The 16,067-nt window shown below is 61.1% G+C and carries 13 protein-coding genes; 9 read left to right on the forward strand and 4 right to left on the reverse strand.

Translation table 11 applies throughout. The features are described 5' to 3' along the window. Nucleotides 1-3 precede the first annotated feature (3 nt). Complete coding sequence (locus C5J26_RS04750) at nt 4-1,083, reverse strand: amidohydrolase family protein (protein ID WP_105400708.1); 1,080 nt, start codon at nt 1,081-1,083, stop codon at nt 4-6. 239 nt (nt 1,084-1,322) lie between these two features. Further along, nucleotides 1,323-2,228 carry a LysR family transcriptional regulator gene (locus C5J26_RS04755; protein WP_046633401.1) on the reverse strand — a complete coding sequence of 302 codons (906 nt, stop codon included), beginning with the start codon at nt 2,226-2,228 and terminating at the stop codon, nt 1,323-1,325. Between the two features lie 514 nt (nt 2,229-2,742). Between C5J26_RS04755 and C5J26_RS04760 the strand changes: the two genes are divergently transcribed. The 5 genes from C5J26_RS04760 to C5J26_RS04780 all read left to right on the forward strand — a co-directional run bounded on the left by C5J26_RS04760 (nt 2,743) and on the right by C5J26_RS04780 (nt 9,644). Beyond that, a complete protein-coding gene (locus C5J26_RS04760; RefSeq protein ID WP_172745750.1) occupies nt 2,743-3,822 on the forward strand; it encodes an ABC transporter substrate-binding protein in 1,080 nt (359 codons plus the stop codon). Nucleotides 3,823-3,896: 74 nt separating this feature from the next. Beyond that, nucleotides 3,897-5,663, forward strand: a complete 1,767-nt coding sequence (locus C5J26_RS04765; RefSeq protein WP_245441072.1) for an iron ABC transporter permease — start codon at nt 3,897-3,899, stop codon at nt 5,661-5,663. 87 nt (nt 5,664-5,750) lie between these two features. Continuing rightward, nucleotides 5,751-6,845: an ABC transporter ATP-binding protein gene (locus C5J26_RS04770; protein ID WP_105400710.1), complete on the forward strand. Its 1,095-nt coding sequence runs from the start codon at nt 5,751-5,753 to the stop codon at nt 6,843-6,845. A gap of 160 nt (nt 6,846-7,005) precedes the next feature. Further along, a complete protein-coding gene (locus C5J26_RS04775; RefSeq protein ID WP_105400711.1) occupies nt 7,006-7,821 on the forward strand; it encodes a GntR family transcriptional regulator in 816 nt (271 codons plus the stop codon). 416 nt (nt 7,822-8,237) lie between these two features. Further along, nucleotides 8,238-9,644, forward strand: coding sequence for an aminomethyltransferase family protein (locus tag C5J26_RS04780; protein WP_038543673.1), 1,407 nt, complete (start codon nt 8,238-8,240; stop codon nt 9,642-9,644). Between the two features lie 119 nt (nt 9,645-9,763). Here C5J26_RS04780 and C5J26_RS32540 read toward each other — a convergent pair whose 3' ends face one another. Both C5J26_RS32540 and C5J26_RS04790 read right to left on the reverse strand, forming a co-directional pair. Further along, nucleotides 9,764-10,306, reverse strand: a complete 543-nt coding sequence (locus C5J26_RS32540; RefSeq protein WP_172745751.1) for a hypothetical protein — start codon at nt 10,304-10,306, stop codon at nt 9,764-9,766. A 248-nt stretch (nt 10,307-10,554) separates the two neighbouring features. Next, on the reverse strand, nt 10,555-11,949 hold the full coding sequence (locus C5J26_RS04790) for an FAD-binding oxidoreductase (RefSeq protein WP_105400713.1): 1,395 nt from the start codon (nt 11,947-11,949) through the stop codon (nt 10,555-10,557). Between the two features lie 713 nt (nt 11,950-12,662). Between C5J26_RS04790 and C5J26_RS04800 the strand changes: the two genes are divergently transcribed. The 4 genes from C5J26_RS04800 to C5J26_RS04815 all read left to right on the forward strand — a co-directional run bounded on the left by C5J26_RS04800 (nt 12,663) and on the right by C5J26_RS04815 (nt 16,013). Continuing rightward, on the forward strand, nt 12,663-13,682 hold the full coding sequence (locus C5J26_RS04800; protein ID WP_105400715.1) for a TRAP transporter substrate-binding protein: 1,020 nt from the start codon (nt 12,663-12,665) through the stop codon (nt 13,680-13,682). 74 nt (nt 13,683-13,756) lie between these two features. Beyond that, nucleotides 13,757-14,257 (forward strand): TRAP transporter small permease, encoded by a 501-nt coding sequence (locus tag C5J26_RS04805; RefSeq protein WP_105400716.1) that lies wholly within the window; start codon nt 13,757-13,759, stop codon nt 14,255-14,257. Continuing rightward, nucleotides 14,254-15,549, forward strand: coding sequence for a TRAP transporter large permease (locus C5J26_RS04810; RefSeq protein ID WP_105400717.1), 1,296 nt, complete (start codon nt 14,254-14,256; stop codon nt 15,547-15,549). Before C5J26_RS04805 ends, C5J26_RS04810 begins: the two co-directional genes overlap by 4 nt. 5 nt (nt 15,550-15,554) lie before the next feature. Continuing rightward, entirely contained in the window at nt 15,555-16,013 is a 459-nt protein-coding gene (locus tag C5J26_RS04815; protein WP_105400718.1) for a DUF3237 domain-containing protein, read from the forward strand. Nucleotides 16,014-16,067 lie beyond the last annotated feature (54 nt).

Below are 16,067 nucleotides of genomic sequence, written 5' to 3' on the forward strand. Positions count from 1 at the left end.
GGCTTAGTCCTCCAGTCGCGAATAGGTGGCGAGTGCGTTCTCCCGAACCAGCCGGTCGATCAGGCGTTCCGGGAAACCGGCGGGGATCGCTGCCTCACCTTCGAATTGCGCATGCGGATAATCGGTCGAGAAGAGCAGCATGTCGTCGCAATCGAGATGCTCGATGATGCGTTCCAGTTCGGCCGGGTCGCGCGGCGCATCGAAGGGCTGCGTCGTCATGCGGATCTGGCGGCGGACGAGGGCCGACGGCGGCTCCTTGACCCAGGGGATCTCGATGCGGGCGCCGCGCCAGTCCTTGCTCATCCGCCACATCTGGCCAGGCAGCCAGGAGACGCCGGACTCGATCAGCACGATCTTCATGTCGGGGAACTTGCCGAGCACGCCTTCGGAAACGAAACTGCCAACCTGGGCTGCAAAACCCTGGACCTGATGGGCGTAATCCTCGGCGAGATAAGAGAGGAAACCACTTTGGCTCGGCGCATGGCGATAGGCGCTGCCGGCATGGACGCCGAGCGCAAAACCATGGCGCTGGGCGGCCTCGTAGACCGGCCAATAGATGCGGCGGCCGAGCGGCATTTCGCCCATGCAGAGCGTCAGCACCTGCACGAAACGCTTGTCATCGGCGAAGCGCTCGATCTCCTCGACGGCGGCTTCCGGGTTCTGCATCGGCAGAACGAGGGAGGCGCGCAGGCGCGGGTCGCGATCCAGCCATTCCGCCTTCAGCCAGTCGTTGGTGGCGCGGCAGACGGCGGTCGCAAGATAGGGATCGTAGATCGCATGCACGGCGGTGACGCAATTGAGGATCGCGTATTTGAGACCGTAGGGATCGAGCAGGTTTTTTCGCAGCTTTTCGACGCCCTTGCCCTCCGTCGCCTTCCAGTCTTCCCGGAAGAACGGCTTGGTGCGGGTCGGGAAATTGGTGAGCTCGAGACGGTCGACATCGCGCGTCGTGACGATCTCGCGCCAGTAATCGTCGAAATAGGGAAGAAGATCCTCTCGCCCCGGCGCGTCCGGATGAACGTCACAATCGATCGCGCCCAATTGCGAAAGCACAGGGCGCTGCTGGGTCACAGCAGTATCCACCGCTTAAAACCTCCCTTGTCTGTCGGCCCGGCCGCTCGTTTCGCGGCGGACCTGAACCTCACTCCCGGCCGGCGCGTCGACAGGCGATGGCCAACCTCGCATCAGCGATGCGTTTCCTCGATTTGGGAGGGTAAGCGGCACGGGGAGCCAAGAGAATATGCTTTTTCATCGTAGCGGCTTTCTCGATTCGAGAAAGCCAATCGGCTTTCAGTTTTTCTCCTGGAGCAAAGGCGTGGCGCTCACGCTGCTCGATCACCCGGAACGAGAGCCGCGTGCATATGGATGCGCAGCCATTCCATGAGCGCACGCACGGTCGGTTTGCGCGCCTGGGTCTGGGGGATAAGCGCCTTCAGCCAGAGTTCCGCCACGGGATAGTCCGGCAGGAGCTCGATCAGCTTGCCGGTCCGGATCGACTCTTCCGCCACGTAATTCGCCACCATGGCGACGCCACGGCCTCGCAGCGCTAGGTCGTGCAGGATCTGGGTATCGTTGGCGCTGAAGGAGGAGCGCACCTCGACATCGATCGGCCCGCCGGGGCTGCGGAAGGACCAGGTCGAACCCGTCGCGTGGAACGTCAGGCAGATGTGATTGACCAGATCGCGCGGATGTTTCGGCAGGCCGCGGTTTTCGAGATAGTCCGGAGCGGCGCAGAGTTTTCGCGGATAGGGGCAGAGCGGTTCGTCGACGACGTTGGAATAGGAGGCGGGCAGGGCGCCGAGCGCGATGTCGTATCCTTCTTCCGCCGGATTGACGGAGCGGTCGACCAGCGCAAGATCCATCGTGACGTTCGGGTTCTCCTGCTGAAAGTCGCTCAGGATGCGGGCGAGGAAGGCGATCGTCACCGTCGTCGGCGCCTTTATCCTCAAATGGCCCTCGATCCGCTGGGCGACGGCCGCCGCTCCGCTGATGGCGTCGTCGATCTCCTTGACCAGGGATTGGTAGCGGGGAAGGTAGCGCTCGCCGATCTCCGTCAGGATGATCTGGCGGGTCGAGCGGACGAAGAGTTTCACCCGCATCTGGTCTTCCAGCCGGCTGATGCGTTTGGTCACGACCGAGGGTGCGACGCCGAGATGACGGCCCGCCGCCGAAAAGCTGCCGGACCGGGCAACCGCCAGAAACGTGCGGATATTGATAAGCGTATCCAATGTCTTAGGTCTCCCATGCCGCCACGTCGGGCGGCCCTCCGTGTAAACGGTAACACAATTCATCTTTCTATTTTCGAGAAAAGTGAATGTAAAAAAATGGTGCTTTTCCCCTGCACGGGAAAAGGTCAATCTAACAGAAGAGGGAATTCCGGTGCCGGGTGGCATCGCCGCGACCGGCAGGGAGAGCCGGCGCTGATCGGAATTCAGATAAAGGGAGTTTGCAGTTGGCCAAGGCCAATCCGGTCCGAACCGAAGGCCCAAATGCTCCGCATCATGCGGTGCTTATCAGGGACCTTGTCAATCGCACGGTGCGCGCCAGATCGTTTCTGGAACATCGGTGAGCGGTCGGGATTGAGCCGGGGTTTTGGGCTCGGTTGCAGCTGTTCGGGAAAACGCCACCGCTTGCGGTGAAAAGGGAGATCGCGGTCGGTGGCCGCAGAAATTTTGAGCGTCGAGTGCCGGGATCGGGTCCCGGGCGCGATGCTCGATCGTCGGTTCCAGGGAGGAGAGACACGTGACGACAAACACATCCATGACTTCGGCCATTCAGAAGGCTTCGGCCATTCAAAAATGGTCGCGCCGGGTTTTCATGGCGGCTGCGGGCAGCCTTGCCATCTCGGCGGCGGCTGGCCTTCCTGCCTTCGCGCAGGATGCCGAGTGGCAGAAGGTGATCGACGCGGGCAAGAAGGAGGGCTCGCTCGTCCTCTATACCGCGCTCGTCGGCCAGCCGAGCACCAAGCAGATCGCCGAGGCCTTTACCAAGCAATACGGCATCTCGGTCGAAGTGCTTGAAGCGCGCGCCAGTGAAATCCGCGAGCGCGTCCGCGTCGAGCAGGCCGCGGGCCGCTTTGCTGCCGACGTGATGTTCACCAGCGAAGGGCAGACCATGCTCTACGACAAGGAGGACAAGTCCGTCGATCCGCTGCCGGTGACCCCGAATTCGCAAAAGATCGGCGACAAGTTCAAGCTCAAGGTGCCGATGGCCTCGGTCATGACCATTCCCTACGGGATCATGATCAACACCGGCCTCGTGAAGCCAGCCGACGAGCCGAAGAGCTGGAAAGACATTGCCGATCCCAAGTGGCAGGGCAAGATCCTGTCCGACGACCCGCGCGCGATCGGTGCCGGTTACCTCTGGTTCTTCTCGACCCATGACAAGATCGGCGAAGACTATTTGAGGAAGGTCGCGAGCCAGAAGCTCGTCTTCACCCGCGACCAGCGCGAGTCGCAGCGCCGCACCGCACGCGGCGAATATTCGATCTACATGCCGGTCATCATGACCGATTTCTCGGATCTGAAGGGGCTGCCGGTCAAGTTCATCATTCCGGAGGAGGGCGTTCCTTACGTTCTTTACGGCACCGTCATGCTCAAGAAGGCTCCGCACCCGAACGCCGCCAAGCTCTATCTCGATTTCATGCAGGGCCCGGTCGTGCAGAAAATCTATGCGAGCCTCGGCTACGGTCCCGTCCTTCCCGGCATGACCGAGGGCCTGCCGGCGGACGTCAAGGCGATTTCCGAAGCCAAGCTCTACGGCACGACGGACACGACCCGCCAGAACGAGATGCTGGCCAAGTCCAAGGACATCTTCAAGTAAGCCTCCCAGGCCGCCGCCGGTCCGATGTTCGGGCCGGCGGTGCCGTTTTTCATACCCGGAGCCGCGAGGATCCCATGACGATTATCCACAATCGCCCCCTAGACGACATCGCCGAAACTGCGCCGACGATTGCCGGCAATGCTTTCACGCGCGCCTTTTCGGGCGGATCGCTGTGGCGTCTGATCGGCATGCTGGTGCTGATCCTGATCCTCGGCTTCCTGACGATCTATCCACTCGCCATGCTGCTCTACGGCAGCCTGCATTCCACACCGCCCGGCATGGCCGGCGAGTTCAATCTGAACGGCTACCGGTCGATTATGACCACCCAAAACCTCATCGTTCTGGCCAACACGATCGGCATATCGCTCGCCAAAACCATACCGTCGCTGACGATCGCAGTGTTTCTCGCCTGGATCGTCGCGCGCACCGACACGCCCTTCCGGGGCACGCTGGAAGTGCTGATCACGCTGCCGTTCTTCATTCCTCCGATCCTGACCGCCATGGCCTGGGGCATGCTCGCCAACCCGCAGGTGGGCGTCATCAACATGGTGTGGCGCTGGCTGACCGGTGGTACCGATCCGCTCGTCAACATCTATTCCTATGGCGGCGTCATCTGGCACATGTGCCAATATTCGATCCCGTTCCTCTTCCTGTTCATGGTCGACGCCTTCCGGGCGATGGATCCGTCGCTCGAGGAATCGAGCCGCATGTGCGGCGCCTCGCGCTGGACGACTTTTCGCAAGATCACGCTGCTCCTGATGCTGCCGGTGCTGACCAGCTCCTTCATGCTGAGCTTCATCAAGGGCATCGAGACCTTCGAGTCGGCGCTGTTCTTCGGCCTGCCCGCAGGCATCAAGGTGATCACCACCGACATCTACGAGTCGATCAACCACCGCGCGACGCCCGACTACCAGTACGCGACGTCGCTTTCCTTCGCGATCATGGGGCTGATGTTCCTGCTCGTCATCTGGCAGTGGTGGATGCTGCGCGGCAAGAGCTTCCAGACCGTCACGGGCAAAGGGTTTCGCCCGAGCGTCATGGAACTCGGCCCGTGGCGCTGGGTCACCTTCGCCTTCTGCGTGCTGTTCTTCTTCGTCACGGTGGTGTTGCCGATCGGGCAGCTGATGCTCGGCTCGTTCTTCCGTTTCTTCGGCTTCTACACCTACGACATGCTGACGCTGGAGCACTACCGGAACGTCTTCGCCAACAGCGAATTCTGGCGGGCAGTCCGCAATACGATGGTGCTCGGTCTGCTCGGCGCCACCGCGACCATGGCGCTCGGCGCGATTGTCGCCTACATCTCGGTGCGAACCCGCTGGCGCGGACGCAACCTGATCGACAGCATGGCCTGGCTTCCCTGGATGATGCCGGGCATGGTGCTCGGCGTCGGGTTCCTATGGGCGTTTGCGATGCTGCCCGGCCCGATCCCGATCTACGGCACCATCTGGGCGCTGCTGCTGGCCTATATCGCGCTCGGCACGCCGGTTTCCGTGCGGGTGATGACCGGCGCCTATCACCAGCTTTCCTACGACCTGGAAGAATGTTCGCGTGTCCACGGAGCCAGCTGGTTCCAGACCATGTGGCGGATCATGGTGGCGCTTGCCTGGCCAGCCTTCGCCGTCGGCTGGGTACTGACTTTCTTCGGCATCATGCGCGAACTGTCGGCGTCGATCCTTCTCTACTCGGTGGGGTCGGAAACGCTGGCGGTCGTGCTGATGAAACTCTGGGCCAACGGCAATGCCGAACAGGTGAGCGTCATCGGCCTGATGATGATGCTTCTGGTCATCGTATTCCGCTGGGTCCAGCTCAGCTTCATCAAGGCCCGCATCAGCAAGCTTTAGGTTTCAGGCCCGGCGGCTGCGGCCGCCGGCCGATTTTTGGTTGTCGTTTAAGCGGATCCTGGCATCCGCTCCGAAAGGAAGAGAAATATGGCTTCGGTGACGCTCGAAAACGTGAGCCGCATGTATGGCGCGATAACTGCCGTGGACAACGTGAACCTGAAGATCAAGAGCGGCGAGTTCGTCACGCTGCTTGGGCCATCGGGCTGCGGCAAGACGACGACGCTGCGCATGGTGGCGGGCCTCGAGAAGAATACCGGCGGTCGCATCGCGATCGGCGACAATGTCGTGTCGGATTCGGAGAAGGGCTATTTCGTGCCCTCCGAACGCCGGCGTCTCGGCATGGTCTTCCAGTCCTATGCGATCTGGCCGCATATGACGGTGTTCGACAACGTCGCCTATCCGCTGCGCATCCGCCGTCGACCGGACAAGGAAATCAACGATCGCGTCATGAACGCGCTGCGCCTCGTCGAGATGGAGCAATATGCCGAGCGTCCGTCGCCGGCGCTGTCGGGTGGCCAGCAGCAGCGCGTCGCGATCGCCCGTGCGCTGGTGTTCGAGCCGGAAGTGCTGCTGCTCGACGAGCCGCTTTCCAACCTCGACGCGCGCCTGCGCACCCAGATGGGCGACGATTTTCGCGCGCTGCAGCAGCGGCTGAAGATCACCGCGCTCTACGTCACCCACGACCAGGCGGAAGCCATGGCGCTGTCCGACCGCGTGGTCGTCATGCATGGTGGCAGGATCCTGCAGGTCGGCGCACCGGAGGAAATCTACCGCCGGCCGGAAAACCGCCAGGTGGCCGCCTTCTTCGGAACGCCCAATCTCCTGAACGCGACGGTCAAGGACTGCCGTCCGAACGGCGGGCAATATTTCAAGCTCTCGGTCGAAGGCCAGGGCTGGTCCGGCGACTGTCATGCGGCGACCGAAATGCCGAAGGGCGCGGATGTCACGGTGATGGTTCGGCCGGAAAACCTGCATGTCCGCGACGCGGGCCAGGTGAACGGTGATCTTTCATGGTCAGGCGAGGTTTCGCAGGCGATCTTCCGCGGCTCGCACCGCTCGATCATGGTCAAGACGCCGGCGCAGATGCTGCATGTCGAGGCCTCCTCGCTCTCCAATGTCGATATCGGCCGCCCGGTCACGGTTGCTGCACCCGTGGAGGCTGCCTGGGCCGTGCGGAACTGATTGTTCTGGGCAGCCGGGGACTATCCGGCTCGGGTTTGGGCCGGAGATACGGAAAACTTGCGTTTTGTCGCAGATCTTCAATATTGAAGCGATGTTCCGGGCCGCCCTTCTCTGGCTCGGCGCGATCCGCATTTCGATATGGCGCAGGTGAGGCCCAAGCATGACCACAGGCACCCGAACTCAGAATCCTCCCGGGCCTGAGAAGCAGGAGACCCGCCAGCAGCACGTGATCGACAAGCTGAGGACCTGGGCGAGCGACGGCACGATCGATCCGCGCAAGAAACTCTCCGAATCCGGGCTTGCCGAGGCGCTCGGCGTGTCGCGCACGCCGATCCGGCATGCGCTGGCCGTGCTCGTTGAAGAGGGCGTGCTGCAGCGGGTTGGCGCCCGCGGCTACCGTGTCCGGGCCTACAAAGTTGCCGACGTGATCGAGGCAATCGAACTGCGTTCGATGATCGAAGGTTATGCGGCCAAGAAGATCGCCAGCGAAGGTCCGTCGCCGACGCTGGTGGCCGAACTCAAGGACTGCCTGCGCGAGGGTGACGATATCTTCGAGAACGGCGGCATCGACGATCCGGTCAACGAGGAGCGTTACGCGGCGATGAACCTGCGTTTCCACACGCTGATCGTCGAGGCGGGCGGCGGAAACCTGCTGCACCAGCTCACCAGCCTGTTCGACCGCGTGCCGTTCGGCGCGCCGGATTCGATCCGCTTCGACAACATCACCCGCAAGGAGCGGGCGCAGCACCTGCATTACGCGCACTGGCAGCACCATCACATGGTATCGGCGCTGATCGCCCGCGACGGCGCTCGCGCCGAAAGCCTTTTCCGCGAGCATGGGGAAGGGGTGAAGATCAGCCTTGGCATCAGCAAGGGGCTTTTCGCGATCGACGGCTCGCGCATCCTGCCGATCTTCGACCTCGACAGTCCGGCCGGCCATATCAATGGCCCGATGCAGGACGAAAACGAAGACTAGGGGCGTTGGCAGGCGCTAGGGCGAGATCCATTTTGGGATCCCAAAACGCCAATTTTCTTTGCGGATGGCGGCAATCCGGATCCAGTTTGTTTTTCCGCACCGCATCAATTATCACCATATATTATGCCAACGGCGCAATTCTAATGGGCTGTCGCGGCACTTTTGGCGGAGCGGCCAAAATCGGGTATTGTATCCCAAAAATGATTGCTCTATGAATTGCTTTGACCGGGAGGAGGCCTCGATTTCCGCCGAGCCGTCGAGGCGAGGTTCGAGAACCGGGCTGTTGGGAGGAGATGGCGGGAGGAGACCGCTGACCCTCAATTGCATGAGACATCTTGAGACGATGCATATCGTATCCCGAACCGGCTTTGCCGGCGGGCGGCATGCAGGAGAGCAACCGAGGGAAGGTTAAGAAAATGCCGAAGAATCTGACCCAGATCCTGAAAGAAAAGGGCAATACTGTCGAGATGCTGCGCAATTCGCGCATCGGCATGTATATCTATCCGGTCGTCGCACCGGAGTTTTCCAACTGGCGCACCGAGCAGATGGCTTGGCGCCATTCGGCGGTCCTGTTCGACCAGTCCCACCACATGGACGAACTGATCGTCGAAGGCCCGGACGCGTCCAGGTTCCTGGAAAGCCTGGCGATCAACAGCTTTGCCAATTTCGGCGTCGATCGCGCCAAGCACTACGTTCCGGTGACGCCTGCCGGACACGTTATCGGCGACATGATCATCTTCCGCGAGCGTGATGACAAGTTCGTGCTCGTCGGCCGTGCGCCGACCGCCAACTGGCTGCGCTACAACGCTTCGCTCGGCAAGCATGACGTCAAGCTCACCCACGACCCGCGTTCGCCTTCGCGCCCGGACGGCAAGGAAGTCAATCGCGTTCACTACCGCTTCCAGATTCAGGGTCCGGACGCTCCGAAGATCTTTGAAAAGATGAATGGCGGCCCGATCCCCGACATCAAGTTTTTCCATGTCGACTGGATCAATATCGGCTCCAAGAAGGTCCAGGCCCTGCGCCACGGCATGGCCGGCGCTCCCGGCCTCGAAGTCTGGGGACCTTATGCCGAGAAAGACGAAGTCCGCGAGATCATCGTCAAGGCCGCCAAGGATGCGGGCGTCGATCTCTACCTCGTCGGTGCGCGTGCCTATTCCACCAACACGCTCGAATCCGGCTGGATTCCGTCGCCGCTGCCGGGCATCTACACCGGCGCCGAACTGCAGGGCTATCGCGACTGGCTGACGGAAGACAGCTATGAAGCGACCGGCTCGATCGGCGGCAGCCTCGTCTCCGACAATATAGAAGACTACTACGTCAATCCGTACGAACTCGGTTACGGCATCTACATCAAGTTCGACCACGACTTCGTCGGCCGCGAGGCGCTGGAAAAGATGAAGGGTCAGCCGCAGCGCAAGAAGGTCACCTTCGAGTGGAACGCGGAAGACGTGATGAAGGTCATCGCCTCGAACTTCGTTCCCGGCGGCGAGGCCTACAAGTGGATCGACCTGCCGCAGCCGAACTATGCGTCTTCGAGCGCCGACAGGATCATGCATGGCGACAAGGTCGTCGGCATGTCGATGTTCAACGGCTACAGCTATAACGAACGCTGCATGCTGTCGCTCGGCGTCGTCGATGCGGATGTCCAGGAAGGCGACGTCCTGACGCTGATCTGGGGCGAACCGAATGGCGGCACGGGCAAGACGTCGATCGAAAAGGGCCACAAACAGGCCGAGATCCGCGTCCGCGTCTCGCCCACCCCCTATGCCGCCGAAGCCCGCGAAAACTATGCCGAAAGCTGGCGTACCAAAAAGGTCTGATATCCTCCCAGGATGTTGTACGAGAACGGCGCCTCCGGGCGCCGTTTTTGCGTTTGAGGAGGTGGCAGTTGTGATCTGGGGGGAGGCTCTGAACAACCTGGAAGTGTCCTGGAGTCAACTCAACTCGGGCGGCGCCTCACATAGGGTGTAAGCGCGATGATGAAGTCATGTATTTGGTTTCGCACATTCACCGCGCGGTGATGTCGATCGATCAGATCGCTCTCAGTATAGCGGATCCATTTTTTGTCCTCAAAAGCGACGAGATCGTGAGGAAAAGCTTCGCAGAGATACCAATTTTTATGAACGACATCATTACGTTCCCGTGCACTATTTCTAGCAAGGCGAAAAAGCTCGTCGAAACGAGATAGAACAGCCTCCGGCACTCGTAGGCGTAATGCTTCCCGGACGATATCAATTCTCATCTTGAAAGGGGCGCTCTCAATCGCCGTTCCAAGTTCGACGGCACCTTCACTGATGATCGAGCCGTCGGCGCTCAATTCAGCGATGGTCATTAATGCAAAAACGTGCCCAAGTTGATTGTCTATTTGGCCCATCGTTGCTGCCATTGCGCCAATATACATCGCTAACTTCGGCCGATCCAAAACGCCACTGGGCGTACTGTGAAAGCCTAAGCCAACAGGATTTTTGATCTCGTGCGGCATATCGCAAATAACCTTAGTGAGCTTTAGTACTTATCCGCCCGGCGGGCGATATGTGGGTATGCGACGGAGGTGGGCCGGTGAGCGGATTATTTAAGTAATTATGACAAAGCTATATCGACAACGCGATCCAGAATTAGAGGCTTTTTGATATCAAGCCGAAACGTGAGGAGGTAGCATGAGTTTTTGCGGCCCTTCGCTTGGGCTCAGGGCGCTCGTCATTGGAAATGACCATTGGACCGTTTCTTCGACTACGCAGACCATTCCGAACCCATCTTCCCCGGATTCATGATCCCCAGCGGGTCCAGTGCCGCCTTGATCCGGTTCATCACATCCACCGCCTTGCCGTGTTCCTTGCGCATGAACTTGAGCTTGGCGATGCCGATGCCGTGTTCGCCGCTGGCCGTGCCGCCGACGGCGAGCGCCCGTTCGACGACGCGATCGGCCATTTCGTCGGCTTCCTTAAGATGCTCCGGATTGTTCGGATCGATCAGGTAGGCGGTGTGGAAATTGCCGTCGCCGACATGGCCGATAATCTGGCCCGTCAGCGAGGAGGCGTCGATATCGGCGCGCGCCGCGACGATGCTTTCGGCGAGCCGTGAGATAGGCACGCAGATATCGCCGGTATAGAGCTCAAAGCCCGGAATGATCGCCTTGGTCGCCCAGAAAAGGTCGTGGCGGGCTTGCCAGAGTTTTGCCCGCTCGTCAGCATCGGCCGTCCAGCGGAAGGAGATTGCCTTGTGGCCCTTGGTGATCTCTTCGACCAGCTTCGCCTGTTCCTCGACCCAGGCGGACGTGCCGTGGAATTCGAAAAACAGCGTCGGGGCGACCGGCATGTCTAGCTTGGAATAGTTGTTGACGCTGGCGATCGCCACTTCGTCCAGAAACTCCACGCGGGCGACTGGAATGCCATATTGCACTGCCTCGATCACCGCTTCGACGGCATTGGCGACAGTCGGGAAAGGACAGAAGGCAACCGACACGGCTTCCGGAATGGGATGCAGGCGGACGGTGAGTTCGGTAATCACGCCGAGTGTACCTTCGGAGCCGACGAAGAGATGTGTCAGGTCGTAGCCCGACGAGGATTTTCTGGCCCGCGAGCCGGTCTGGATTGCCTCGCCATCGGGTGTCACTACCCGGAGGGCCAGCACGTTTTCGCGCATCGTGCCGTAGCGGACCGAAGTGGTGCCGCTGCCGCGCGTCGACGCCATGCCGCCGATCGAGGCATCGGCGCCCGGATCGACCGAGAACATTAGGCCGGTTTCGCGCAACTCCACATTGAGCTGCTTGCGGGTGACGCCGGGCTGGACAACGGCCAGCAGGTCCTCGGGCCGGATTTCGAGGACCCTGTTCATCTCGCGGGTATCGAGCGAGATGCCGCCGCGGATCGGGATCGTATGGCCTTCCATCGAGGACCCCGCACCGAAGGGCACGACCGGTACGCCATGCGCAGCACAGGCAGAAACGATCGCCCGGACCTCTTCTTCGGTGCGCGGAAAGGCGACGGCATCGGGCAGGTGAGGGGTGAGCCGCGACGTGTCATGGCTATGATGCTCCCGGACGGAAGCCGAGGTCACCAGCCTGTCGCCGAGAATGCCTTTGAGTTTCGCAATCGTCTGACCGACCGGCGTGACGAGATCATCCATTTTTTCTTCCTCCCTGATGCCGCAATGATGACTTGAATAATCGTGCCCCTCGATCCGGTACGGATCCAAAGCAACCAGGGCCGAAAATCCTGGCGCGTCCCGGCGTTTCCGCGAACGGTTTTGGACGCCGATACCGTATCCCAACCGATCGGCCGGCAGCTTCTACCGGCCGAACATTCCCTCCTTCAGATCAGGGTCTCCCAGCCCCGCCTTGTTACCCCATTCTTCCTGCCGTGTATGCATGAAGCGCTGCCGTGACATTCTAGACGGTTTGAACCAAGGTTGAAGTGCCTATCGGAAAAATCTCAGGAGCCCTGACTTTTTGTATCCCAAAGCGAAATGGAAGCTTGTCGTTTCAGCCTGGATGTGTTGAAATTCGAACGTTCGGGTAGGCGATGTCGGGAGGACGGCGTCACCTTGGGAGACCGGGCATGGGAGGAAATCGATGTATACACAGATGGCCGAGACAGTTGCATCTGCCACAGACATGGCGGGTTCGGTTTCGGCTGCTGAGATGACGAGGGGCTGCGCCGCTGCCGACCTTTCGCCGGCCGTTTTTATGGGCGCCGCAATTGCGTCTCTTCACGGAATTTCCAACGACTTTGTCGATCCGCCCGGGGCTTGAACTCTCCTGGTGGGTTGACCGCGATATTCGCTGGCCGCAGCGGGGAGGGAGCCCCGCCGGCCTCTGATCTCAAAGGGAGGAGAAACACATGAAACTGAAGGCATTGCTCGCTTCGGCCTGCCTCGCGGCGCTGATTGCACCCGCTCACGCCGCCGACGTGGAACTGACATTGTCGCACTGGGTACCCGCCACCCATGCGCTGCAGCCGGGCGGAATGGAGCCTTGGGCGAAATCGATCAAGGAAGCGTCCGGCGGGCGCATCAACATCACCATATACCCCGCCTCTCAGCTCGGCGCCGCACCCGATCATTACGACATGGCGCGCGACGGTATCGTCGATATCGGCTTCATCAATCCGGGTTATCAGCCGGGGCGTTTCCCGATCATCGCGGCGGGCGAAATTCCCTTCCTGATCGCCAATGCCAAGGGCGGGTCGCGGGCGCTCGACGAATGGTATGGGCAGTACGCCCAGAAGGAAATGAAGGACGTCTACGTCTGCATGGTGCATCTGCATGACCCGGGAACGTTGCACGGCGTCAAGGGACCGATCCAGGTTCCTGCCGACCTGAAGGGCAAGAACATCCGCCCGGCGCACGCGACCATGGCCCGCATGGTGAGCTCGCTCGGCGCCGCATCGGTGCAGGTGCCGGCGGGCGAAATGCGCGAACTGATCTCCAAGGGAGGTGCCGACATGACCGCCTCGCCCTGGAACTCGATCTATACGTTCGGTCTGCAGGACGTGACCAAGCATCATCTCGACCTGCCGTTCTATGCCACGACCTTCGCCTTCGTGATCAACAAGGCCAAGATCGACGGGCTTTCCGCCGCCGACCGTAAGGTGATCGACGATCACTGCACGCCCGAATGGGCCGAGAAGATGGCCAGCAAATGGGCCGATGCGGAAGCGGCCGGGCGCCAGAAGATGATCGATGCGGGCGGCCACACCCTCTACAAGCCAACCCCGGATGAGGTGGGCCTCTGGAAAAAGGCGACGGGTTCGCTGCAGGGCGAATGGGAGACTGCAGCCACCAAGGCCGGCATAGACGCCAAGGCGGCCTGGGCGAGCCTGCAGGAGACGCTCAAGAAATACGGCGCCGACGTGAAATAGCGCGGGCGGGACCATTCGCAGGCGGGTGCTGTCGCGGCGCCCGCCCTTTTCCATCCGTTCATCGAGTGCTGTCCATGAACCGCTATCTGGAACGCTTCAGCGACGTGGTCGATCTTGTGGCAGGCATCCTGCTGGGGCTGTGTACCATCCTGATCGTCGCTTCCACCGTTGGCCGCTATGTCCTGGCGTGGCCGATCCCCGACTCCTTCGATATTTCGCGCTATCTGATCGGCGCCTGCATCATGTGGGGCCTGGCGTCGCTCGGTTATCGCGGCGGGCACATTGCGGTCGACCTGCTCTACGAGCCTATGGGTCAGCGGGGGCGCCGCGTCCTCAATTTCATCGCCTGGGCGCTGCTCCTCGTCTTCACGGCCATGCTCGCCTACATGATGTTCTTCCGCCTCGCCAGCGCCTATCGGAGCAATGAAGCGACGTTCGATCTGCGCATCCCCGTCTGGCCATTGATCGGACTGATCTGGCTCGGCTGCGCATCGGCTGTCGTCACCACCGCGATCTCGCCTTTCGTTCGGCGCGAACCTGAAGATATCGATCCGCTTGAGGGCCATGGCGTATGAATACCGCTGATCTCGTCGCTATCGGCGGCTTTGTCGCCATGTTCGTGCTCATGGGCCTGCGCGTTCCGCTCGGCGTTTCGATGGGGCTGGTCGGCATATTCGGCTTTGCCGCCATGCGCGGCCTGTCGCCGGCGCTCAACCTGCTGACGACATCGCCGATCCGCGTCATTACCGACTTCAACCTGACGCTCGTGCCGTTCTTCATCCTGATGGGTGCCTTTGCCACCAATTCCGGCATGTCGCGGGAACTGTTCAGGACGGGCAATGCCTGGCTCGGACAGTTCCGGGGAGGGCTCGCCCTCTCCACGATCGGTGCCTGCGCCGGATTTGCTGCAATCTGCGGCAGTTCGATTGCGACCGCCGCGACAATGACCCGCATCGCGCTGCCCGAGATGCGCAAGGCGAAATACGCCGATGCCACCTCGACCGGTGTTATCGCCGCAGGCGGCACACTCGGCATTCTGATCCCGCCTTCGGTGATCATGGTGGTCTACGCCTTTCTGACGGAGACGGATGTCGCGCAGCTGCTGATGGCCGGCATCATCCCCGGCATCATGGCGACCTTCATGTACATGGCGACCGTGCTGATCGCCCATGGCAAGCGGTTGCCGCCCGGAAAGCCGTTCGAGCTGAGAGAAGCTCTCGCATCGCTTCGGGACGTCTGGGCCGTCATGCTCCTCTTCATCGCCGTCATCGGGGTGATTTATTTCGGCGTTGCGACAGCCACGGAAGCGGCGGCGGTCGGGGCCTTGATGACCATGGTCATCGGCTTGCTACGCGGCCGGCTGAATTATCGGTCCATCATGGCGAGCCTCGTGGAATCGCTGCGGACGTCGGTTTCGCTGTTCAGCGTGCTGATCGGCGCCATCCTTTTCGGCTATTTCCTGGCAATCACCCAGTCGCCGCAGAAGCTGACGGCACTGCTGGTCGGAATGGATCTCGGGCCCTATGGGACGCTGACGCTGATCCTGGTCATTTTCCTCATCGCCGGGGCTTTGATGGACGAGATGGCGATGATCATCCTGCTCGTGCCGATCGTGTTCCCGGTCGTCAGCCATCTTGGCTTCGACCCGGTCTGGTTCGGCATCATCATCGTCGTCGCCTGCCAGCTCGGCATGATCATGCCGCCCGTCGGCATCAATGTCTTCGTCATCAATTCGATTGCGAAGGATGTGAAGATCACCACGATCTACGGCGGCGTCATGCCTTTCATTCTCAACGATATCATCCGGCTTTTCCTGCTGGTGGCGTTCCCGGTGATTTCGCTCTGGCTGCCGCAAACGATGAGATAACGCACATGATGGCACCGAGCCTCAGACAGCTTTGCGAAATCCGCGCCGAACTCGGCGCGCCGATCGAGAAGGGAGGCGGCCCGGGCGGCCGCTGGCGGATCATCCCGATCATCGGCGGCGTGGTTGAGGGGGAGCGTCTTTCCGGGCGCGTCCTCAATCTCGGCGCGGACTGGCAGAGCGTCTATGATGCCGGTTACGCGGAACTCGATACCCGTTACGTGATCGAAACCCATGACGGGGCGATGATCGACATCCGCAATTTCGGTTTCAGGCACGGTCCGCCGGACGTGCTGGCGAAGCTGGCGGCGGGCGAGGCGGTCGATCCGGCGCTCTATTACATGCGCACCACGCCGCGCCTGCAGACCGGTGATCCGAGATACACCTGGCTCAACCACACCATGTTCATCGGCACCGGCGAACGTTTGGCAAATGCGGTCCGGATCGGGGTTTTCGAAGTGCTCTGATCCACCAGACGTTTCGAAACAAGAAGGCCGCCGGATTATGAACCCGGCGGCCTT

The sequence above is a fragment of the Neorhizobium sp. T7_12 genome (assembly GCF_002968535.1).
Taxonomy (GTDB): Bacteria; Pseudomonadota; Alphaproteobacteria; order Rhizobiales; family Rhizobiaceae; genus Neorhizobium; species Neorhizobium tomejilense.